Origin of the sequence: Mariprofundus sp. EBB-1 (assembly GCF_003665155.1) — a bacterium.
In the GTDB taxonomy this organism is placed as follows: domain Bacteria; phylum Pseudomonadota; class Zetaproteobacteria; order Mariprofundales; family Mariprofundaceae; genus Mariprofundus.
The window spans coordinates 18,603-41,559 of the sequence record NZ_RCFQ01000028.1 but is presented as its reverse complement, the minus strand read 5'-3'; the positions used below and the strand labels follow the sequence as shown (position 1 = coordinate 41,559).

Annotated in this window: 23 protein-coding genes; 14 read left to right on the top strand and 9 right to left on the bottom strand. The window is 43.7% G+C overall.

What is annotated here, in order from left to right; genetic code table 11:
• The 11 genes from D8Y20_RS10880 to D8Y20_RS14055 all read left to right on the top strand — a co-directional run.
• A partial coding sequence (locus D8Y20_RS10880) for a bifunctional 2-polyprenyl-6-hydroxyphenol methylase/3-demethylubiquinol 3-O-methyltransferase UbiG (RefSeq protein WP_236075402.1) occupies nucleotides 1-861 on the top strand: 861 nt, incomplete at its 5' end.
• Nucleotides 862-912: 51 nt separating this feature from the next.
• Nucleotides 913-2,052, top strand: coding sequence for a glycoside hydrolase family 99-like domain-containing protein (locus D8Y20_RS10875; RefSeq protein ID WP_201265626.1), 1,140 nt, complete (start codon nucleotides 913-915; stop codon nucleotides 2,050-2,052).
• Nucleotides 2,049-2,249: a hypothetical protein gene (locus D8Y20_RS10870; protein WP_121543646.1), complete on the top strand. Its 201-nt coding sequence runs from the start codon at nucleotides 2,049-2,051 to the stop codon at nucleotides 2,247-2,249. Before D8Y20_RS10875 ends, D8Y20_RS10870 begins: the two co-directional genes overlap by 4 nt.
• 33 nt (nucleotides 2,250-2,282) lie before the next feature.
• Entirely contained in the window at nucleotides 2,283-3,011 is a 729-nt protein-coding gene (locus D8Y20_RS10865) for a sulfotransferase family 2 domain-containing protein (protein ID WP_121543644.1), read from the top strand.
• Between the two features lie 85 nt (nucleotides 3,012-3,096).
• On the top strand, nucleotides 3,097-4,551 hold the full coding sequence (locus D8Y20_RS10860; RefSeq protein ID WP_201265625.1) for an MBOAT family protein: 1,455 nt from the start codon (nucleotides 3,097-3,099) through the stop codon (nucleotides 4,549-4,551).
• A gap of 7 nt (nucleotides 4,552-4,558) precedes the next feature.
• Entirely contained in the window at nucleotides 4,559-5,944 is a 1,386-nt protein-coding gene (locus D8Y20_RS10855) for a hypothetical protein (RefSeq protein ID WP_147434062.1), read from the top strand.
• 8 nt (nucleotides 5,945-5,952) lie between these two features.
• Nucleotides 5,953-6,537, top strand: coding sequence for a bifunctional 2-polyprenyl-6-hydroxyphenol methylase/3-demethylubiquinol 3-O-methyltransferase UbiG (locus D8Y20_RS10850; protein ID WP_121543638.1), 585 nt, complete (start codon nucleotides 5,953-5,955; stop codon nucleotides 6,535-6,537).
• Between the two features lie 21 nt (nucleotides 6,538-6,558).
• Nucleotides 6,559-7,635 (top strand): acyltransferase, encoded by a 1,077-nt coding sequence (locus tag D8Y20_RS10845; RefSeq protein WP_121543636.1) that lies wholly within the window; start codon nucleotides 6,559-6,561, stop codon nucleotides 7,633-7,635.
• A 74-nt stretch (nucleotides 7,636-7,709) separates the two neighbouring features.
• On the top strand, nucleotides 7,710-8,588 hold the full coding sequence (locus D8Y20_RS10840; protein ID WP_121543634.1) for a glycosyltransferase family 2 protein: 879 nt from the start codon (nucleotides 7,710-7,712) through the stop codon (nucleotides 8,586-8,588).
• 427 nt (nucleotides 8,589-9,015) lie between these two features.
• Nucleotides 9,016-10,164, top strand: coding sequence for a Fic family protein (locus D8Y20_RS10835; RefSeq protein ID WP_121543632.1), 1,149 nt, complete (start codon nucleotides 9,016-9,018; stop codon nucleotides 10,162-10,164).
• A 7-nt stretch (nucleotides 10,165-10,171) separates the two neighbouring features.
• Nucleotides 10,172-10,327, top strand: a complete 156-nt coding sequence (locus D8Y20_RS14055) for a helix-turn-helix transcriptional regulator (protein WP_121543630.1) — start codon at nucleotides 10,172-10,174, stop codon at nucleotides 10,325-10,327.
• 16 nt (nucleotides 10,328-10,343) lie between these two features.
• Here D8Y20_RS14055 and D8Y20_RS10825 read toward each other — a convergent pair whose 3' ends face one another.
• Both D8Y20_RS10825 and D8Y20_RS10820 read right to left on the bottom strand, forming a co-directional pair.
• Nucleotides 10,344-10,895, bottom strand: coding sequence for a M48 family metalloprotease (locus tag D8Y20_RS10825; protein WP_121543628.1), 552 nt, complete (start codon nucleotides 10,893-10,895; stop codon nucleotides 10,344-10,346).
• The gene (locus tag D8Y20_RS10820) at nucleotides 10,865-11,884 is read right to left on the bottom strand and encodes a hypothetical protein (RefSeq protein ID WP_121543626.1); all 1,020 of its coding nucleotides are present in this window, start codon (nucleotides 11,882-11,884) and stop codon (nucleotides 10,865-10,867) included. Before D8Y20_RS10820 ends, D8Y20_RS10825 begins: the two co-directional genes overlap by 31 nt.
• A 195-nt stretch (nucleotides 11,885-12,079) precedes the next feature.
• Here D8Y20_RS10820 and D8Y20_RS10815 point away from each other — a divergent pair, with 195 nt between their 5' ends.
• Nucleotides 12,080-12,499, top strand: a complete 420-nt coding sequence (locus D8Y20_RS10815; protein ID WP_161957625.1) for a response regulator — start codon at nucleotides 12,080-12,082, stop codon at nucleotides 12,497-12,499.
• Between the two features lie 222 nt (nucleotides 12,500-12,721).
• Here the strand turns inward: D8Y20_RS10815 and D8Y20_RS10810 are convergent, their stop codons facing one another.
• The 7 genes from D8Y20_RS10810 to D8Y20_RS10780 form a co-directional block, all read right to left on the bottom strand.
• Complete coding sequence (locus D8Y20_RS10810; RefSeq protein ID WP_121543622.1) at nucleotides 12,722-13,603, bottom strand: DUF4384 domain-containing protein; 882 nt, start codon at nucleotides 13,601-13,603, stop codon at nucleotides 12,722-12,724.
• Between the two features lie 34 nt (nucleotides 13,604-13,637).
• Complete coding sequence (locus tag D8Y20_RS10805) at nucleotides 13,638-13,883, bottom strand: DUF2442 domain-containing protein (protein ID WP_121543620.1); 246 nt, start codon at nucleotides 13,881-13,883, stop codon at nucleotides 13,638-13,640.
• Entirely contained in the window at nucleotides 13,864-14,106 is a 243-nt protein-coding gene (locus tag D8Y20_RS10800; protein WP_370050709.1) for a DUF4160 domain-containing protein, read from the bottom strand. The genes D8Y20_RS10805 and D8Y20_RS10800 overlap by 20 nt, the downstream gene beginning before the upstream one ends.
• 80 nt (nucleotides 14,107-14,186) lie before the next feature.
• Complete coding sequence (locus D8Y20_RS10795) at nucleotides 14,187-16,460, bottom strand: CHAT domain-containing protein (RefSeq protein ID WP_121543616.1); 2,274 nt, start codon at nucleotides 16,458-16,460, stop codon at nucleotides 14,187-14,189.
• A 58-nt stretch (nucleotides 16,461-16,518) separates the two neighbouring features.
• Nucleotides 16,519-17,688, bottom strand: coding sequence for a murein transglycosylase domain-containing protein (locus tag D8Y20_RS10790; RefSeq protein WP_147434061.1), 1,170 nt, complete (start codon nucleotides 17,686-17,688; stop codon nucleotides 16,519-16,521).
• A gap of 47 nt (nucleotides 17,689-17,735) precedes the next feature.
• A complete protein-coding gene (locus D8Y20_RS10785) occupies nucleotides 17,736-18,809 on the bottom strand; it encodes a lipopolysaccharide assembly protein LapB (protein WP_121543612.1) in 1,074 nt (357 codons plus the stop codon).
• Between the two features lie 134 nt (nucleotides 18,810-18,943).
• Entirely contained in the window at nucleotides 18,944-19,819 is an 876-nt protein-coding gene (locus tag D8Y20_RS10780; RefSeq protein ID WP_121543610.1) for a hypothetical protein, read from the bottom strand.
• A 264-nt stretch (nucleotides 19,820-20,083) separates the two neighbouring features.
• Between D8Y20_RS10780 and D8Y20_RS10775 the strand changes: the two genes are divergently transcribed.
• Entirely contained in the window at nucleotides 20,084-21,940 is a 1,857-nt protein-coding gene (locus tag D8Y20_RS10775; protein ID WP_161957624.1) for a GNA1162 family protein, read from the top strand.
• Entirely contained in the window at nucleotides 21,937-22,947 is a 1,011-nt protein-coding gene (locus D8Y20_RS10770) for an LPP20 family lipoprotein (RefSeq protein WP_121543606.1), read from the top strand. Before D8Y20_RS10775 ends, D8Y20_RS10770 begins: the two co-directional genes overlap by 4 nt.
• Nucleotides 22,948-22,957 lie beyond the last annotated feature (10 nt).

Genomic DNA, 22,957 nt, shown 5'->3' with positions numbered 1-22,957 from the left:
GTGGAAACGCAGTTGAAGAATAATGATCGGCATAATTATGAGTATGACGTTGACCTGAATGGGGATACGGCTCCTGCTCGTGTAGTTCGTATGGTTGGAGATGATAAGCGGGTACTTGAAGTCGGAGCGGGTCCGGGTTCAATAACCAAAATGTTGAAAGGCGCAGGCAATTGTCAGGTGACTGGGCTTGAAATCGATGACGCGGCTATTGTGAAGTTGACGCAGTTTTGCGAAAAGGTTTATAAAACTGATCTCAATGATCAGGCATGGCCTGAGCAACTGTCAGGTGAAAAACCTTTTGATGTTATCGTAGCGGCAGATGTGTTGGAGCATGTTTATGATCCCCTGGCAGTATTATCTGCAATGGCCGGATTGGCAGGCTTGCATGGGGAGGTTGTGATCTCACTGCCTCATGTGGGTCATAATGCTGTAATCGCATGTATTCTAGATGAAGATTTTCAATATGGTGACTGGGGACTGTTGGATCGGACACATATCCGTTTTTTCGGTTTGAAGAATATGCAGCAGTTGTTTGCAGATGCAGGGTTGAAAATCGTGGATGCACAGTTTGTTATTACCCGACCGAAAGATAGTGAATTTGCCGGGAAATGGGCCGCTCTTGCGGGAGATGTGAAGTCGACTTTGCAAAAGCACAAGCACGGGCAGGTTTATCAGGTTGTGATTCGGGCTGTTGCCAGTTCGCGTACCGACACTGCTATTGATTTGATGTCGGTTCCCGTTGAAAACGCAGACAATTTATGCTCGTCTCAAACTGTAGAGAATTTTGCCAGGCGGATTGCAAGAAAGTATTTAAGTGATGCAACCAGAATGCGTATTCGCAGTATACTTGGTCGAAAGTGATTCTTCTGCTTGTGGTTTATAATATGAAAGGTGTGGTGGATTAGAATGGATATGGACAAACGCGCAAAGCTGATTGCAATGTATTTTCCTCAGCTGCATGCAATTCCTGAAAATGATGAATGGTGGGGCGAAGGGTTTACTGATTGGGTAAATGTGAAGGCAGCACAGCCTTTGTTTGAAGGGCATAACCAGCCACGCATCCCCCTGGATAAAAATCATTATGATCAGTCCGATATGGATACACTTATCTGGCAGGCTGACTTGGCTAAATCCCATGGGATTCATGGTTTTTGCCATTATCATTATTGGTTTGATGGTAAACAGCTATTGGAAACACCTACAGATTTGATGTTAGGGAACAAAGATATCAACATGCCCTTTTGTTTATCGTGGGCAAATGAAACTTGGTCAAAACGCTGGGATGGCCGTGATCACCATATATTGATGAAGCAGACTCACCCTCCATGTAAGGAACGCTGGAAGCTACATTTTGATTATCTGATTCGGGCATGGAGTGATGAACGCGCAATCTGTGTGGATGGAAAACCGGTTTTTGTTATCTACAGACCACAAAATATTCCGGAAATTGAAAATATGCTCGACTATTGGAAAGAGTTAGCTGTAGCACATGGTTTGAAAGGATTGTATTTTATCTTTCAGAAACAGTATGAGATGCCTAAGCGTGAGTGTCTGAAAGGGTTTGATGCAGCCTTCCAATTTCAGCCTTTTGAGGCCATTTATTCTCCGGAATTTGACCCTGGATCTATACGTCATAGTACGTGGTTTAAAATGATTCGCAGGCTTCCCGAGGGTGCTCAGGACTTGCTACGGGCCTTGCGATCAAAGTTTGTGAACGAGCTGACATTCTATGATTATGACCGTGTATGGGCGGAGGTTGTTAAGGTTCGTAGGGAACCTGATTTGACCACTTATCCGGGGGCATTTGTCGATTGGGATAATACGGCGCGCTATAAGAATAAAGCAACAATATTTAAGGGGGCATCTCCTGAAAAATTCACCTTCTGGTTAGATAAACTGTTGCAGACTATGCCTGAACGAGATATTCCTGAGCCGTTTGTTTTCATTAATGCTTGGAATGAATGGGCTGAAAGTACTTATCTGGAACCGGATGAAAAGAACCAGTTCTCTTACCTTAAGGCAATAAGTGATGTGGCAGGTTCGAAGTTATGATGCAATTACAGACGGTTATGAGAATGAATATTACTCTTTCGAATTCAGGTATGCTGAAAAATGTTGTTCATGAAAATTCGCTGGAAGCTTGTTTGAATGTAAGGTGGCTGACCGATCTGAATCAGGGGCATTACAGCAAAGCACGGAGAAGAGGGAGGGGTATTATCGGTAAATCAAATCAATCATTAGATGCGTGATAAGAAAGTCTTCGGTATGGATAAGGATGTCAGGTGGTAAACTTTTGTTTTAAAAAAAATAAAAAACTGTTGCCAGTTGTGTTTTTACACATCCAGAAAACTGCCGGATCGTCAATTGTGGATTTGGCGCGCAAATACTATGGTGATAGTGTCATCAGTCATGGTGATTATAGTGGGATCAGAGCTGAATGTTTTCAGAAGGTCAACTTTGTTTCCGGTCATTTTGGTTATGAATTTGCTCGCCATCTTATGCCCGGTAGATTCTCTTTTACTTTTCTGAGAGATCCTGTTCAAAGGGTCCTTTCATTTTATCACTATTGCAAAAAACAAAACCCTAATGATTTTGAGCCTTATCGTTTGGCTCAAGAGCTGAGTATTGAGGGTTTTCTTGAGTATGCATTAAAGCCTAACACGCTTAAAACAGCGGTGTGTAATAATCAGGCGTGGCAACTGGCTCATGGGTATGGGCATGGGACTGATCGGAATTATTATTCATTTGGTGAAGCGGAGATGCAAGACTTGGCGGTAGCACACCTAGAAAAGCTTTCTCACGTTGGATTTACAGAAACGTTTGAGGATGATAGAAGTTTTATCCTTACCAAACTTGGTATACCTGTTCCGGAAGTTAATGAAATAACGAATGCAAGTGGATATCGCCCTTCGGTTAACGATTTGTCAGGCTTGGCAGTAGAACTTTTGGAAGAAGTGACGAGAATAGATCAGACATTATATAGTTATGCATGGTCGATCAGGAAGCCGTAAATGAAAAAAGCTGAAAAAAGTCATAAGTTGTTAGAGGCCAGACGTGCTATTTAATTCGCATGAATTTATATTTCTGTTTCTTCCAGTGGCATTGTTCGCGTTTTATATTCTTGGTAAACGTTTCGGACATGAAATTGCTATGCTGTGGTTGGTTCTGGCTTCGCTCTTTTTCTATGCTTGGTGGAATCCTTTATATATATGGTTGATTTTACTATCTATGCTATTTAATTACGGTATGGGTTTAGCTTTGTCTGGTAGACGGGTGAGACGAACGCTGCTGACTATTGGTGTAGTGGCTAATATTATGTTGCTAGGCTATTATAAATACGCGAATTTTTTTGTGAATACTGTCAATGATGTAACTGGGGCATCATTTAATTTAGATAATATTATTCTTCCTCTTGCGATATCATTTTTCACCTTTCAACAGATTGCTTATCTGGTAGATGCCTATCAGAGAAAAACAGAAGAACATAGCTTTTTACACTATGCTCTTTTTGTCACTTTCTTTCCTCAACTAATAGCAGGGCCAATTGTTCACCATGGCGAAATGATGCGGCAATTTTCAAAACCTGAAACATTTAGATTTAATGCTGGAAAAATGGAGTTAGGTCTTGCCATTTTTAGTTTAGGACTCTTTAAGAAAGTATTCTTGGCGGACGGAGTTGCGCGTTATTCAACGCCGGTATTTCAGGCTGCATCTGCAGAAGAGAGTATTACTGTTATTGATGCGTGGATAGGGTCTCTGGGGTATTCCTTTCAGCTATATTTTGATTTTTCAGCCTATTCCGATATGGCTATTGGAATAGCGTTGATGTTCGGAATTAGTCTGCCGATAAATTTCATGTCACCTTATAAGGCAGTCAATATTATTGATTTCTGGCGCCGGTGGCATATGACTCTTTCCAGATTTTTGAGAGACTATCTCTATTTCCCCCTTGGTGGTAATCGCAAAGGAGAGGTGCGCCGCTACACCAACTTGCTAATAACCATGCTGCTGGGTGGTTTGTGGCACGGAGCCGGTTGGACATTCGCATTTTGGGGCTTATTACATGGTGGCTATCTTATTGTTAATCATGCATGGCACCATATGCGCAGATTGTTGGGGCATGATTTGGAGAAAAGTACTTTTTTTGGGCGAGTGCTAGCAAGAGGAATTACTTTTCTGGCGATTGTCATAGGTTGGGTTTATTTCCGTGCAGAGAGTTTTGAGTCGGCTAACCTTATTCTATCTACCATGTTTGGCCTGCAGCATGTATCGATATTAGGAACAACATTATTCCCAGGTAGGATGTTGTATCAGGTCTTTGTCTGGTTCGCAGGTCTTTCTGTGCTTGTCTGGTTGATGCCTAACGTACTTCAATGGACTGGTTATGTTAAAGAACAAGAGATATGGAATAGTAAGTGGATTCCACATCAATTACGGGCTTTGGTTCAGTTTCGGAGAACAGTCTTATGGGCACTGTTTGGTTCGGTATTGATGATCGTTTCGATTTTAAAGCTTACACATATCAGTGAATTCCTGTATTTTCAGTTTTAGGTGAAATGTGAGTAGATATCTTAAAGTATATATAGGCGCTTTTTCTACACTTCTTTTTTTAGTGTTGTTCAATGCGGTTGTTGATCCGTATGGCCTGTTTCCTCTGGTGAAGATGGAGGAGGTTAGTTGGCCAAAGCCTGAAATGGTAAACAGTGTGAAAATGCATAAATCATTCAAAGTGGCTCAAGTTAAACCTGAAGCCGTTGTGTTAGGAACATCTCGGGCAGCTTTTGGAATTGACCCTAGTTCCGATGCATGGTCCGGCACTGTTCAGCCCCGTTATAATCTTGCTCTTGCGGGGGCAAATATATTTGTTACGCGTCGTTTTTTAGAACATGCGCAGATATTACATCCATTGAAACAGGTTGTATTCGGTTTGGACTTTTTTGCATTTAACGTCTTCCGGCAACAGGCACCTGATTATCGTGGCGATTTTTTAACTGTAAATGATGACGGTAGCCAAAATCGACATTTTGATATGAAAATTATTGCGGCTTCTTTGCTGTCAATAGATGCTTTACAGGCCTCTTATAAAACAGTTACTTCCAAAAATAAAAATCCAATTATGACCAGTGAAACGGGAATGTTTGTTGGGCCGATATGGAAAGGAAAAGAACATCAAAGTTTCATGAATATGGAAAAGATTTATTTTCAATATGTGTATCTTGCAGGTAGAAAGAGAGAGTACGCATTTAACAGGCCGGATACAGGGGCATCGAGCCTGAAAGAGTTTCGTAAAATTGTAGTGTATTGTAGAGAGCACAACATTGATCTGCGATTGTTTATTTCCCCACCTCATGCAAGACATCAGGAGATCATCAGAGTCTTGGGGCTTTGGCCTATCTTTGAGCAATGGAAGCGGGAGCTGGTTCGGATACTTAAGGAAGAAGAATATAAAAATCCGCTGTGGGATTTCAGTGGCTATAATTCAATGACTACGGATGATATTTTATCTGAAGGTGAACATTACTACAGAGATTCGACTCACTATCTTCCAATCTTGGGCGATATGATTTTGTCGCGCATATTTAGTAATAACGATCAGAGTGTACCAGTTGATTTTGGGCGCGAATTAACACCTGAAAATATTGAAGAGAATCTACGAGTGATTCGTGCTGAACAAAAACAGTATCATGTTGATTATCCGGACAGTGCAGAGGAAATTGCATCGATGGCAGGAAAGTATGGTTTTGATCTGCAGGATCTTATCATCAGGCTTGATGAGGAGAGAAGCAAGGCAAGATGGTTTCGCGCAACATCCAGAGGCACTCCTATTTCTAAAGCATTGAGAGACCATGAGCGAGGAATGGTATTGGAAAAGCTCTGTGAGGTGCATGGGATTACTAAAGAAACATTTACTACTTGGAAGAAACTTTATGATCGTCACATGTGAGTATATAAATGAACACTCCTGTTGAACATGATCGCTATTACACCTATCTAAAAGAGCGCTCTAGATTAGGTGCCTTCTATCGAAACTATTATCTGTATCCTAAAATTTCATCAGGCCTTACCGGTGAAGTTTTAGATTTTGGTTGCGGAATTGGCGATTTCCTCAAATTCTTCTCAGGTACTGTCGGAGCGGACATCAATTTTCATAATGTTGAGTACTGCCGTGGATTAGGCTTGCAGGCGGAGTTGATCGAGAACGGACGTACCCCATTCGATGATTGCGCTTTTGACAGCATCGTGATGGATAATGTGTTGGAACATATTCCTCAGCAAGAGGTTAATGGTGTTATTCACGAGGTTTTGAGGGTGCTACGTCCCGGAGGAAGATTGCTTGTCGGTGTGCCGGGAATGAAAGGGTATGCTTCCGATCCAGATCACAAGTGTTTTTATTCCGAAGAAGATCTGATCGCGCTACTTGCGCATTATGGCTGCATTAAATGTAGATCATTCCATATGCCACTGCATATGCCCTGGCTTGAGAATAAATTGTCACAGTACTGTATCTATGTGCTGTTTGAAAAAAGTCAGGGTTAATGATTTGTTGTCATCAATTCAATGGCTTGGTGGGTCAGTGTGATGCCTAAGTTGGATTGTCGGCTCCCTGCAGTGCTTAACAACTTCGATCTTTTACGCCTGTTGCTGGCACTGGTAGTGGTCGGATATCACCTTTGGGTTTTGACTCGTGAAACCGTATTTTCCATGCTGCCGAAATTTCTGAATGCTGAATTGGCGGTGGATGGCTTTTTTGTCGTCAGTGGGTTTCTTATCGCCATGAGTTTCGAAAAGTCACGATCAATCAAACAATATTTCGAGAAGCGTGTATGTCGAATCTATCCTGCATATTTAACTGTGATTATTTTGCCGGCAATACTACTTGTGATTTTTTCTGTGGTTTCTGCAAGGGAGTACTTTGGTGGAGAATGGGTCAAGTATATTGTTTCCAATCTTTTTCTTTTGAATTTTCTGTCACCCGAGCTTCCAGGTCTCTTCGATGAGAATCGGATACAGGCGGTTAATGGTGCCCTATGGACAATTAAAATTGAGGTAATGTTTTACTTGTTGTTGCCATTGTTGGTTCTGCTGATGAGAAGATTAGGTCACTGGCAGGTGATGCTTACAGTCTATGCAGGTTCGATTCTTTATTCTGCAGGAATGCAGTGGATGGCTTCACATGAAGGCGGTTCATTTTATCTTATACTTGAGAGGCAACTTCCCGGCCAACTAGCTTTCTTCATGGCAGGGTCTTTACTATTTTTCTATTTTGATCGATTCTACTCTTACAGGTTCCCACTCCTGCTTATCGCTGCATGTGGTTTTTTAGCTGCCCGCGAATGGCAATTCCTTTATCCAATCTATCCAATGATGCTGGCAATCCTCGTTATTTCTTTTGCCACGACACTAAAATATTTAGGAAATTGGGGGCGCTGGGGGGACTTTTCATACGGTATCTATATCTGGCACTTTCCTCTTATCCAGTTACTGATAGCTACGGGTATAGTCGCCGCATCTCCATACCTAACATTATTAATTTTGTTTGGTGGGGTGTTTACTATGGCATTTCTCTCATGGCATTTTATCGAGCGGCCATTTCTTAATAGAGCGTCCCATTATAGGCAAGCCGAAAAAATATGAATTTTCTTTTCACCGCGCCTCATTGACCCAATGTTGATGTTTGCAATGGGCTTGCGGTAGCTTAAGGCTCTCTTATGAGTGAATCTTATATATCTGTCATTATTGTAAACTATAACTGTGGATCACTGCTTACGCAGTGCGTTCATGCAGCGTTGTCTTCTACTGTTCCTGTTGAAGTATTTGTATCTGATAATGGCAGTGCTGATGGTAGCATCGAGCATCTTAGAAATAAGGTCTCAGATGATCGGCTGCACATTATTCTTAATAACGAAAACCTTGGTTTTGCAAAAGCATCAAACATTCCTCTCCCAGTGACGGCAGGTGACTATATCCTCTTTCTTAACCCCGACTGTATCATCAAACCGGATACGATTGAGTCTATGCTAGCCGAAATGAAAACACACCCTGAAGCTGGAATGGGCGGGTGTTTGATACTGAACTCCGATGGTTCTGAGCAATGCGGGTGCCGGCGTCGCGTTCCAACACCGGCACGTACGCTGACCAGGGTCTTGCATCTTGATATACCATTTCCATTTTTGAGGGATAAAGGGATGCTTTTGCATCTGGAACCATTACCTGCTGACTCGCAAGAGCAGGAAGCAATTTCCGGTGCTTTTATGTTGGTGCGGCGTGAGGCTATGGAAGACGTTGGCCTTATGGATGAAGGGTACTTTCTGCACTGTGAAGATCTTGATTGGTGCATGCGCTTTAGACAAAAGCATTGGAAAATTTTGTTTGTACCTGATGTTGAAGTGACGCATGCCAAAGGCGTATGCAGTGAAGGGCGGGCAGTTCGTGTCGAGTGGCACAAACATAAAGGTATGGTCCGTTTTTATAAAAAGTTTTTTCGACACCAGTACCCGCTGCCATTAATGTGGAGTGTGATCGTTGCTGTTTGGCTACGTTTCAGCCTTTTAGCGATAGTGCTAACATTCCGTCAGTTGCTGCGTTAAGCCGATGTTTGCTCCTTGAATGAATATGTATTGTTTCATTTTCATGATTGGCCATTAGCATTCGCGAGCACATTCAATATTTCTAACATGCACCCTTAGCTCAGCTGGATAGAGCGTCGGCCTCCGAAGCTTGAAACGTAATGTCTATAATGTCACGCTATTCTACATAAATATCTTTAAAAACAATACATTATGGTGTTTGTGATTTGGTAATTCGATGCTATTAATGGCATATGAAATTGATTATTTGGGCGCAAGATGGGCACAAAAACCTGACTATTGTTGTTGTAAATTTGAGATCTTTTTGAAGCTAAAAGCTACAAGTTGATATACCTGATGCTGCATTTTTGCTGAGATGATTAATAACCCTTCTGTATATTAATCATATTATTGACTTATATGATTAATATATCCAGCCTTATTCATCATGAAATGGAACTGGCAACATAAAAACTGGCCCCACTTTGAATATGACACTTCTGCTTTGCAGGCGCTTGAAGATTCTTTCATAAAGGAGTCTGCAAAACTTATTGGCGCATCTGAGATTGTCGCAGAAGAACAACGTCAGAGGTTTACGATTGATCTCATGAGCGAAGAGGCGCTGAAGAGCTCCCGTATTGAGGGCGAGATATTGAATCGGGATAGCGTTGCATCATCTCTGCTGCGACAGTTTGGGTTTGCTCTGGATGACAGGATGAGTCAGGCAAATGACAAGGAGCGAGGGGTTGCGGCCGTCATGCTGGATAACTATCGCTCATATGATGAACCGTTAACGCATGAGCGTCTGTTTGAGTGGCATCCATGCATAGTAACAAGATCTCTGCTGGTCAGGGATATCGGCATCTATCGAACCAGCCCTGAGCCGATGCGGATTGTATCCGGATACGAAGGTAATGAGAAAGTTCATTATGAAGCTCCACCTGCGGATCGCGTGCCTGCTGAAATGGATACGTATATCCAATGGTTCAATAATTCGGCACCGGATGGCAATAACCCATTGCCAGCTCTAACTCGCGCTGGTATTGCACATGTCTACTTTGAAGCGATCCACCCCTTTGATGACGGTAATGGCAGAATTGGCCGAGCTTTGAGTGAAAAAGCTCTGGCACAATCAATTGGTAAACCAGGGCTTTTTGCTCTCTCGCATGTTATTGAGAAGGAGCGGCCTGAATATTATAGGCAGCTGGAAATAAATCAAAAGCAGCTGTCGGTCGACAACTGGTTGTTCTATTTCGCCAGGGCCGCTCTTGATGCAACAGCGCATTCACAAAAGCTGGTACGCTTCATCGTAGAGAAGGCCCAACTGTTTGACCGTGTTCGTGGTCAGATTAATGAGCGACAGAAGAAGGCTCTACTCCGGATATTTGCAGAAGGAATGGACGGTTTTAAAGGCGGCATGTCAGCAAAAAACTACATGCAGATTACAGGCGCACCGATTGCAACGACAACGAGAGATTTGCAGTCATTAGTTGAGTTGGGGGCAATGGTTAAAACGGGGCGACTTAAAGGGACTCGATACTGGCTCAATCTCAGCGAAGAGTTTGACACTCCCAGACTTGAACACCTGAATACTTAATTCATCAATGTGTAAAGTTATGGCGATTGCCCGTGCAACGCTTACCAGAATTGCAAATATCCCTGGCTATAACACTAACACAGATACAATTGATACATTGTGCAAGTTCTTTGAATGCCAGCCAGGTGATTTGCTTGAATATCATGAAGAAGAGTCGTCCTAAGCTTTTTCAAGTTGATCTATTCTGGATTTGTTGTACTTAGCTTTTCGAAAAGAGTCTCGGCCAGTTGATCTGCTTCAGTTTCAATCGTATTCAGGCGATTTTTAGTTAAATTGTGGAAGCGGGTAACTGGTATCATATCTTCCATGAGCTTTAGTATGTAGAGGCGTGGGCCATGTTTTAGTGCGATATGAGCGATTTCATGGCAGATGATTTTTTTGAGAAACTCTACGCCATCTGATCGTTGATCCGCCTCTTCAAGCAGTTCGTCGGTGAGAATAAGGCGCCGTCTTTTGAATGGAGAAAAAATAAACGCATTTGGGTGTTGTGAACGTAAAATATAGATTGAAGGTGCTGTGATTTCAGCAATTTTGCTAATCTGTTCAGTCATTGTTTCTATGAAAGGGGCGATAGTTGGCCTGGCAAGAGTCAGTGGTTCCATGTGCGGGTGTTGTTCCAGGTGCCAAACTATCCAGGCTGTTTTAACTGCAATAATCAATATAGTAATAGCGAAGATGGTAAGAAGTAGCTGCATCGGAATTAAGAAGCCAGCTGTTGAAACTGCATCCATAAGGCTTCGGGCATTTCATAGGGCCTGAAACTACGGCAGGGAGCATCAGGAACCGAATGAATCGATTCGAAAGGGATGTCAATATATTCACCTTGTTCCATATTAAAAAGGGTGAGGAGTAACGGCCCCTGTTCACCTTCTCTGTAAAAGATATAGGGAATCATCATATTACCATCTTCAGATTGCCAAATCATAGACTGACGCACTGCTTGAGCAATAATACGAGCTCTTAATTTAGCACTGCTTTCAAGCTGTCTGGTGTGGTCTTCAAAGAGGGCATGGATACGACCGGCCATAGCCAGATTAATGGATATATCATGATTATCGCCTACTTCATTTCGTCCACGCCAGCGTAGTAGAAGCGGATCATATTCTTTACCGATTTTAAAGGTGTTATCATTATCTTCATATAGAACCAGATAAGAGGATAGTGTCTCTTCACTAAATAGCTCTTCGAGTGGTTCTTTGATGTCCCTGATATTTTTGTGTCCGTATTCCTTCTGCAATTGCCGGGCAAGGCTCGACACGCAGATAGGATCATGTCTAAAACCGTTATCAATGGCCCGTAGCAGGCCTTGAAGCATTACATGTAAACGTTTATCAGAGCGACCGGGATCTCCTATTGTTTCTAACCAGAACTCAAACATGCTGCGAAATGTTTCAAATCGTCGTGCCATCACAAAGCCACTTTTATTACCTTCCAGACCGAAAATATCATCCATGTAACTTAAATGTCTGCCTGCCATTTTATAGGCGGCTTCTTCGCTGCTGGAGTTACCTTCAGAATAATACTCCTGAGCCAGACTTTTTCGGGTGATGCGTTCAGCTGAGATAAGGTGAGATGGTAGGTTTTTTACTGGACGTTGTAGTCGGATAGCTAGCAGAATCAGTCTTAAGTTATGATTGGTCTCTTTTTTCTTGCTGCAAAGAGAGTCGGTAAAGCCACTCGAATAGTGATCATCATCAGCAGTTGGCTGAAAAAATAACATTCTGTCTCCTCGATATGGTTTGATTACAGCATAGTGTAATAGGCTAATGGACAAATATGATTGTATCTATAGTTAGAGTCTATAACTCAACCGCGACATCGCAATGAATGCAGAACCAGCATAAGAACTCGAATGATGATCGATTTTGTCCATGCGTTATCTAAGCTCGACATAATATTTATTCGGGAGCTGACTATGATAAAGGACCAACCAACCACCACGGTATTGCTTGTCGATGATGATAAGGATGTTCTTTTTATTCACAAACGTTTTCTAGAGCGAATGGATTACAAAGTGATCGTCGCCAACAATGGGTTGGATGCGCTTGCCAAATTCAGAAAGAACCAGGGAAAAGTCGATATGGTTGTCAGTGATTTTCAGATGCCGGAAATGGATGGTATTACAATGATTGGGGAGATTAGAAAATTTAGTAGTGATCTACCAATTCTGGTTGTTACCGGTTACGTAGATGACTTTCTGCTGAATAGCTTGATCAACTACGATGCGGTGTTGGCAACCAAACCTGTAACTTTCAGTGTTTTTTCGAGCTTGGTGGAGAGCATTTCAAAAGCTCAAGGTGCAATCCGTCAGGGTGGTGAAGCTCTGCTTTCTTAGTAAGTGAGAAGGACTGTTATTTGTTCAAGGAGATTTTGAGAAAAGTTCTTGGTCCTCATTTTTTCTGGTCGGTGAGTTAAAAAGACTATTACCGAATTTAAAAATAAACTCTCTTGCTGGTATGGACGATTCCCATGATATGGTAGTGAATTATTTGCAGGGGATTGAATTGGCAGGTTAATGGATATCACAGACAGTTATATAGGCTGTGATAGCCAATGTTTAATTTGTTGTGCGCAACTCTACTGAGGTTTCAGCGAATTCGGTGGGACGCTGGTGAGATGGTCTTGAAGATGATCCTGTAGGGGAGCCTACCTCATTAATCTTAATGCCGCGGGTTTTAGTTTTGATATCCTTTGGTGCCGTGGTTACCAGGTAAACGCTACCAGCATCTTTCAGATGTAAATCACCGGATGGTGATGTGCTGGCATAGACAGTGATTGTCTCATTGCCAAAAGGTGGGGTTACCTCCATTTCAAAGCGATCATGTCCCTCCGGAATTTCGTACATAACTCCACCTTTAAAATAGTTGTCTTTGCGGTAAGGATTAGGCAGGAGCTGAATATTATTTTTGGCTGCATCTCCATAAACAAGTCTGCCAAAGAATGGTTTGTTGCCTTGTAAATAAATGTGTACCACTTCGCCTTGCTTATAAACCTTATTCTTTTTGTCTACCCATATTTTCACATTGAGCGGTGCCGTGGGATCATTAACAATTTTTGCCTCTACCTTTTTCATGATAACCGGGTCGGGTACAACTTCAGCGCGGATTCGCAATTGCAGGCAATAATCCATTTTTCCGGACTGTTCCCACTCTTCGCTAAGTCGTGTGATCAATTTAACCTGAGCATTGGAAAATGATTTGATAAGATCAGCCTGTACCTCGGCATCTTTGACAAGCGTTGATGATTCGAGGTGGGTGCCAGCCTTTTCGGACGCATCGCGTTTGGCATTGGTTAAGGCTAACCCATCAGCCTGAATGCGAGTGGTATTTGGACTGGTGCAGGCAATGCCTTCAGCCTCTACAATGGTAGATTGACCAGTAGCGTAGGAGAAGGGGATAAACCCGAAGGTTAATAATATTAATAGTGATAATCTCTTCATGATTGCCTCTCAGATTGCAGTGTTAATTCAGCCGTTAATGAAAACCAAGCAATAAACCTTTTACGCTTAAATCTTCATCTAGTTGTGGCCAATGGATGCCCTCGCCATTACCCAGTAGTTCATAGTTATGAAGTTCTTGTTCTGTCGCATTGGACAAACTTGAGAACCATGCAATGGGTACTGAAATTGTTCGTCCATCTGCCAGAGTTACCATAAGCTCAGATTCGGAAAAATGTACTGTCTCAGCTGCGGGATGTACTTCAATTGCTAAAGTGTTCATTCCATGCCTCCAATAATTCAGCTTTATTCTGTTCAACAAGTCTCTGCAGCTCACGAATTTCTTTCGGAGGAAAACTCGTTGAGCTGGCTAATGAAATCTGATTCAACCAAAACTTTGCCAATGCACGGTCTCGCTGGATATGTATATGCGGAGGTTCACCCGTTTCATTGCTATAGAAGAAAAAACGATATGCTCCTATTCTCAATACTGTGGGCACATACATCTCCCGCTTACATTCATTATTTTCAGCTAAAACTGCGTGCTTTTTTGTTGTTGGTCAATTTTTTACTTTGGATAATCTTATTATTGCAGAGCCCCCGTAATTTGAAATGCTGCCCAGTAGTAGGGATGATGGTACTTGGCTTTGGTGGATAGCTGGGCATTTCTGAGAGCTGAACGCTTATCTGTCTTGCCCAGATTAGCATAGAAGCCGGTCATAAGATCAGAGGTGGCGGCGTCATCCACCTGCCACAAGCTGGAAACGATGGAACTGGCTCCGGCGTAGAGAAAGCCTCTTGTGAATCCAACCACATCATCACCGTTGGCAACCTTGCCGAGTGCTGTTTCACAAGCGGACAGCGTAACCAGATCAGCGTTGAGGTTGAGATCGTAGAGTTCGCCAACAGTAAGCATGCCATCGTTTTGATCATCTTTTGCTAGTAGCAGCCCGGACTGCAACGGTTTCTCGGCATCAAATGTACCGTGGGAGGCAAAGTGGAGATAACGGAAGCTGTTACCGTAAGATTTCACCGCTGTTTCGGTGGCCTGGCCTCTGACCAACAGTTTCGCGCCTGCTGTTTTACCGGCAATCATCTCCGCTTCCTTCTGGGCAAATGGTAGATCGTATTTGGCATTACCCAAGTCAGGGTTGCCGAAGGCCAGTAGTGTGCCCGCCTTGTTATTATTATGTTTTAGGAATTTCATCACAGATGCCGAAGGTAAAATGCGAATGTTGTACTGATCAATCAGAAAACCTTTGGCACTGGTGAGAGCTGAGAAGGGGAGATAGTGCAATGCACCATGCGGAACAATGGTGAGGTTCGCTGTATTGATCCCTGATATCACAGGCGCAATCAGACGGTTGTAGAGACGATTACCGCTCTGCTGGTAACTCTTGCCCTTCGTATCAAGAATAGCCGCCCTGAATGCAGTTACATCAGTCTGTAACCCTTTACCATTCAGTTTCACACCACGAATGCCATCTGCGGTTACAATAAAGGCAAATAGATCATCTCCTGACCCATAGTATTCGATCAAGGTTTCACCAGCTGGTAAGAGAGATTGAATCTCTTTTACGTCAGGTGCTTTCACTGTCACAAGGGATGAAAGTTCAGGAGCCTGTTGAACTAAAGCATTTCTTGCATGGATCGCCACGCTACGGCTGTTGGATTGTTGATCTTTATTACCACTCAATACATGTGCTTTGGCCTCGGCAGTATCTAGCTGAGCTAGCAGCTTATTCTGCTCCGATACGCTGGTTACATCACCACCATCAAACTGCTTCTTGCTAGCTAGGATATCGATCAAAGCGCGCGCTTTACCCCGCTCGGCATAGGCAAAGGCCTCATCATATTGTTTTTGATCCATGAGCAGCTGGACCAGAAGGGCATATGCATCCAGTTTTCTGCCGATAAAACTCATTTTGCTTTTTTCAGATGCCATGGTGGCGCGATTCGTTTCAATTGCAGTTACAGCTTTTTTTAATGTTTCAGATGCACTCGTGCGGTCGCCCTTTGCAATTGAAACTCTTGCCCAGTCAAACAGCAGTTCCCAGGATTCCGATACATCTGTTAACCCCGAATATAATTCCAACAGCTTTTCATAGGCTATCTTTGCTTTTTCAATTCTTCCTGATTCAAGATAGGCTTTTGCTAAAGGGTAAGAGGCCTTTATTTTGGCAATGTTTCTTTTGTTGTAGTTTGCGTCTACACCTTCAAATACATAAGCCCAGGGGTTAACCGCATTTGCAATCAATGCATCTGGAATCCTTGTACCAGCCCATTCCAGATAGTGAACAGCTTTCTCATAATCTCCGATTTCTAGATAAATCTCACCTTTTGCTCGCCTTGTGAAAACATAGTAACTCTCCCGAAAAATTGATTCGAGTTCGTCCATAGTTTTCAATGCTTGCTGTTTGTTGTTCAATCGAACGTATGCTTTTGCTTTGATGACAAATGAGTCTGTTTCCATTAATTTCATTATATCTACTTGTTCTCCATACTCTTCTTTACCTTGTTCATATAGAGATATCGCGGTAGAGGCATGTTTTATGACCGCCTTGTAATCGTTTTTAGCCAGATCAATTTCAGCCATCGCATATGCAGTATAAGATTTTATGCCGATCTCATCCCAGTAAGGTCCGCCAGTTATCTCTCGATTCATGAGGTTATCGGCACATTCGTAGAACTGATCTACTTTCATGGCTTCCTTATAGGCGCGGCATAGCTGAGCATGATCCCATTCGCCTAGCGAGGAATAGGATCGTTCGCCCAAGTCACTGATGGTTTTTTTAGCGGTATTCATACATCCTGTAAGCAGTACAGTGATTAGTCCAAGTGCAATCCAGTGATTATTCATAATTTCTCTCTTTTATAGTATCTTGTTGCCAAAGACAGAGGGCAGACTCTCTGTGTGTTTATGAATCCAATCGGGCAAAGTTTTTCATGTGTTTGCGTACTTTCATGACATAACGCTGGGTCTCCTCATAGGGGAGATGGGCGCGCAGATGTTCATAGACCTGCTCATAGGTCATCGTGTTGATAATGGCAGAGGCTTTTTTGATGCTGCGGCTGCCGGGAATAAATGCCTTGGCCACATTGCCACCGCCGGTGTTGTAGGCTGCAATCGCACATAGCATGCGGGTTTTTGCATCCTTGATGCGACGCATTTCACGCACCTGCAACAGCTTTAGATAGGCGCTGCCCAATTCAATATTGTTTTCTGCATTGTAGAGGTAATCAGCCGATAGAATTTTCTTCTCTTTGAATACATATTCATAAGCATCCAAGCCACCGGAGCGGGGTACCAATTGCATCAGCCCATAGGCAGGTACATGCGAGCGGGACATGGGATTGAAATAGCTCTCGGTTTGCATAATGCCGAAGATCAGTGAAGGAGGGATGTTATAGCGTTGCGCCATCTCTTTTACGCGTTTTAGATAAGGCATTGCACGCTTTTTGACATGATCAGCAATCAATGCAACAGAGACAGACACTACCTGTTTCTTTCCTTTAGGGGTCTGGATTATTTTGCTTTTAATTGGTTGTGATTTAATAACCTCTTTGGCAAATTTTGAGGCACTTTTTTGTGTGACGGTTTCCCCATTAGAGAGTTTGAGTTGTCCTTTTAATGGATGGATATCCGCAGTGGCTGTATCCGTGATATCAAGATCAAAAGGCGGAGTCACTTTCAAGGCGGGATCTTCCCTGGCCGGTTCAGTAATAACCAGTTCAAGGCGTTTCTGAATGCGTTCTTTTACCTGCATGGATTCAGGTAATTCACCGGGTTCAAGTATGATATCTACCTGCAGTTCACCTTTTTCAAAATCGATACTGCTGCGTGCATCGCGTTTTTCGGAATATTCAACCCACTCTTTTTTTGAAGGGGTTTTACTATTCTCTTTACCCCAGGCTGCATCTATTTCTGCAGCATAGCGATTCCATGCTTGATCTATTTCATCGCTATATGTTTGCCATGAATTATCTATATCCTTTGATGCATCATCCCACATATTATCTATTTCAGCAAAGGCATCGTCAGAGGATTGATTCGCGTTATCAAAATCATCAGCATGACTTAGAGGCATAGGGCTGGCGATTGAAAGCCCTAGAATTATGAGCGCTATAGCCCGTTTCACTGCTGGCGCTCCAGGCTTCCCAATTTACGTAGTACCAAGAGAAGATCAGTACCAGAGATTGCTTTATCGCCTGAGAAATTGCCTTCAACCAGATCATCCGTGGCCATCAAACCACGTGAGATTGATAGAAATGCGGCATTATAGGCGTAGTGGTTGGCGTTAAGATCCGGGAACGGGCTCTTTGTGCCCATAAAAGCATGCGAGAGCTCCTCTTTTTTGGTATAAGCAATCAGAATCTCTTCAACCAATTTGGCTAGCTCAAATCGGCTGACATTGGCATTCGGATTGAATAAACCTTTTGTGTCGGGAGCGACACTGGTGATTTGAATATTCAGAAGTGTATCAATGGCGGCTGAATATGTGTTGCCTTTGCAGTCTGAAGGCAGGGCAATAGTGCGGCTTCGTTTATCGAACAGTTGCTGTACTTCGATATCATCAACCAAAACCGCTGCGAGTGTGGCACGGTCAATCGTTGCCCTGTCCGCTAAATCGCCAACCCAACCCTTGCCTGTACCACTGGCTTGAGCCTGTCGGAAAATGGAGGCCAGTTCCTGAGAGGCTACGGCAGCAAGTGGACCGCCACGTTCAATAACTTTATTGTAGTTCAGGCGTGCAGATCTCTCTTTGCCACCGGCGACTGAAGCGCGTGCCATCAACAGGTAGAGATCGCTGCGAGAAGTATCCATGTTTCTGGCCTTGAAGAAGTTCTGTTTTAGCTTACTAAGCCAGTGATTTGGTTTGGCAGCAAGATAATATTGTCCTTCAACGAGCAGGAACTCGAATTTCTCAGCTTTGGAATTGCTGACATCATCCAGTTCTTCAAGCGTACCCTTTAGTGCAGAGTACTGCTTTAGTTGCAATTGAATCTGAGCTTTTCCCAGCCAGGCCTGAGCACTTTTTTTATCTTTCTTAATGGCTATATCATATTCTGTCAGTGCTTTGGTAAACTGCTTTTGTGCAACATATCGTTCGGCTGCTTTATTGTGATGTGCTGAAGAATCAAGCGATGAGGCATGTGCTAAGCCAGTCATCATGAGGCAGAGGCTGGTTGCGAGAATGATTTTTTTCATAGGGTCTCCTTACGGGAATCTGAAAAGATGCCAAGGTCATGTTTATTCAACTTTAGCAATCTCATGAAATGGAATGACGCGGTGGGTATATCAGATGTAACTCTGATACTGCTCAATATCAGGTCAGTAGAGTGTTATAAAACAAAAGCGACGCGAGCCTGATGCAAGGTGTCAGCCATACCTGCGGCCTGTCCGATTTTTGCTGCATCATCGTTGCTGATGATAACATCTGTTTTATCCAGAATTTTCAAGGCTTTAATGGTTAGCGTACGTTGGCCAAGGCGAGGTAATTTAGATGCATCGGAGGCAGAATTATCATAGGCAACAATATTATTCTGCTTGTCAGCGCTAACCATCGAACCTGAATAGATTACGTGATGTTTCTCATCAAGAATACGGGGATGCAGGGCGGTCCTTAACCCCTTGCCAGAGGCATCAATGATAAGACCAGATACAGGGGATGCTTTTTCTGATGGTGCAGCATGCGACGTTTTTGCTTGTGGCATCGACGTGACTCTATTGCGATCTACTTTGGTGCCATAATTTTCCAGTAGGGTGGTGGCAATGTCCTGACGGTAATTAATTGCCATGGTTACTTCTACCAGTCCATCATCCATATAATGGGGTTTACCAACGACCGATGCGTTGCGTAGAACTGAACTTCTTAACTGGCCGTGAATAGCATCACCTTCAGTAACATTATCTTTGACTAATGTTTTTGATTTGATGCTGGTACCCATAACGATCTCTAACAGATTACGCTGTGCATCAACCTTTGCTGCGCGAATAGCCATAGCACGGCCACGAGCAGGTTGATTGGCATATCGTGGTGGGACTACACCGTACCCAATGGCATTAATCTCACCACTGCCCCAGTTTAAGTTTCCAATGTTTTTATGATCTGCGTTCTGAAAGCTATCCATATATGGCTCTGCTGTAGCATTCACAGCGAATATCGATAAGGCTGTGGATAATGCCAAGCTGGCAATAAATTGATGTTTTATTTTCATATGAATCCTCTCCCTGTAAGGTTTTATTCAGTATAGACTAAGACTTTCTAATTTAATACTGGCAATAGTTCAAGTGCGGAATAGCTGTATTATGGGGTGACACCGGACAAAAATGGTATCACCGAAAGGCTTCTTGTTTATACCATTTTTGTCTCTTTGTATGTGCAGAGTGTTGGCAAAGGTGCTGTTTTCGTCTATAAAGTTGGATATACAATTAAAAAGGGAGGGTTCATGCAGATAGCGTTGCGATGGAGGAGTTTGGCTTTGCAGTATCTAGTTGTGTTGTTGACGATGATGTCACTGGCTTCATGTGGAGGAGCAACAAAAAATATGGCAATTGCGATTCCTGCCATCAATACACATGAAGATAAAAGCGCACAAACAGATGTCAGCTCATTGCCACGTTCGATTGCCGTATTGCCTTTTATTAACCGAACCGATGAAGATGCAGCGTTCGAAGTAGTGCGCCGCACTATCTTTAATCACTTCGCCTCCAAAAACTATCGTAGCCTGCACTGGAAAGATGTGGACAGGCGCCTGAAAGCAGCAGACCTGTATGCAACAGATAAGCTCGATGCTGCCAAGGTGGGGGATCTCGCATCAACACTGGGGGTGGATGGTCTGCTCTATGGTGAGATTACCCATTATGATAAACACTTCTTTGTGCTTTATGGTCAGGTGGCGGTGGGTGTGCGTCTGCGTTTGATCGATCGCAACGGTAAAGAGATCTGGTCTGGTGAAGATATTGTCCGTACTCATGCCGGTGGTATCTCTACCACGCCGATTGGTCTGATTATGAATGTGATCTCTGCAGCGTATCATACCCGTGATATCAACCTGTTCCGTGCCGCTGATGAGCTGGGTCGGGAAATGATGCCGAATATTCCGGAACCTGCTCGTTTGAAAGGAGCCTTGCCACCGCAGATTAAACAGGTGGTGCATGATGGTATTGGTCGGGTACTTCATTACGGTGATACCCTGGCTGTCGCCATGGAGGGTGAGCCGGGTAAGCGCGGTTTTGTCCGTATTGATGGTTTCAAAACCATCGATCTGGTGGAAGAGCAGCCCGGTTTCTATACCGCCAAATATAATATAGCTCCCGGTGATAATATTGATGGGGCTGCTGTCGTGGGCGTGCTAAGTGATGATTCCGGTATTCAAAATGAATGGATCTGTCCGATCGGACTGCTTGCCATTGATAATAAGGCACCGGAAGCTCCATCTGGCATCCACAGCCAGACGGTTCAGCATGGCCTGAAACTGAACTGGGATATTGCCGAGGAACAGGATGTAGTCGCGTATGAGGTAATGGTGTCTGATCATGCTCAGGGCCCGTTTGCTAAACTGGCAGGTAGTAAAGATAATCATTATACAGACAGTTCGGCCAAATCATTTGCCAACCGCTATTACCGTATCGTGGCTATTGATCACGCAGGCAATCGCGGTGAATCATCCACGGTTTCAGGTGGCGTACTGGCTGATGCAAGGCTGGCTTCAGCCATGGAATTGCCGGAAACACTACCTGCCGTCATAGAAGGCATTGCAGTACTTCGATCTGGACGAAAATACAATCTCTCTGGTGACAGTTCTTTACCCGCTACCTCTATTTTATTGATTGAACCTGGAGTCATTATCAATGCTGGTAGCAGCGGTAGCCTTAAAGTATTTGGTGAACTGCAGAGCTTTGGCAGTAAAGAGAATCCTATCCGCATCAATGGTGGTAAACAGGCTTTGGTGCTCTCCAGTGAGCATCCTGTGAAATTGCAGGGGGTGATTGTGGATGGTGCAGCTATCGCTATTACGGTTACTGCCGGAGCTCCTGAGATTATGGATTCTACCTTGATGAATAATCGCTATAGCGCTATGGAAATATCCGGTGTCAGTCGTCCGCTTATTTCAGGCTCAAGACTTGAAGGTGCGACCTCAGGCGGAGTGCTGATTATGGGCAAAGCGCAACCTCGCTTTAAAAGGACCAGCTTCAAAGAGATGAAACCGTTTCATATCCAAAGTATGTCACCATATCGCATTGATGCGCGGGGTAATAGCTGGTATCCGGCTCCATCTGCTTCAACCATTATGGGAGATGTAGATTATTTCGGTGGAACGGGAGCTACTCGATGAATAAATGGAGATATTATATATTAGGGACGTTTTTTTCGGTTATTTTATTTATGGGTACAGCAGCCTGGGCGGAGAAACCCGGTGAAGTGATTGAATGGAGTGGTAGTTCAGGCGGAGTGAACTGGAGTTCTGGTAAAGTATTTGCCGAAGGTATTGGCGTCCCCCCTGATCGTGCTAAATACGCTGCTCAGAGACATGCTCTGGCTTGTCGTGCTGCAGTGGTTGATGCACAACGCAATCTGCTGGAGACAACAAAAGGTGTTCGGGTGCAGTCGAAAACACTGGTGAAAGACTTTGTTGTTGAGAGTGATGTGATTCGCACGACTGTTGAGGGCGTGGTGAAGGGTGCCCAGATGCTGGATAAAAGCTTTGAGGCTGATGGCTCCTGTCGGGTTATGCTTGGTTTTTCTCTCTCCGGTGATTTGGCCTCTGGTCTCTATAAGCGTGCATATCGGGGTAAAACAGACTCCGCTGATAGCGCCGCAATAAAGCTTGCAAGGCTTCTACTGGGTCAATTTCCTGATCTGATCCCTGCTGTTCAGGCAGAGCCGGTGCCTGTCCAGGCGGATTGGCGTGTGGAGATTGGTAAAATGAATCGTCGTCTGGAATCCTTGGAAAAATTGATGAAAGTGAATCCTGAACGCGTGGCGGCAGGTGTGGCTAAAGGTGATCCAACTGGTCTGATCATTGATGCACGAGGCTCCAATTTCATTCCTTCACTAGCTCCTAAAGTGCGGCGACTTCGTGGCGGGGTGATGTATCCGGGTAACAAACATCAGAACGAAGCGAAGGAGAGTGGTAAGCTTATTTCATTGTTTATGAATGACCTTTTATTGGCACAAGGCCACCCCAGAGTTGGTGAGCGCCCGCTGGTACTCAAGGCTCTGCGCACCTGGGGTAAAACGCGCACAGAACTGGTTTTGGGTAATTCATCTTCCGACAAGCTGAGTAAGTTGATCAAAGATGGTTTTCTGGAAACTGCCAGTGTGATTGTGGTACTGGATTAGATCGTTGCTG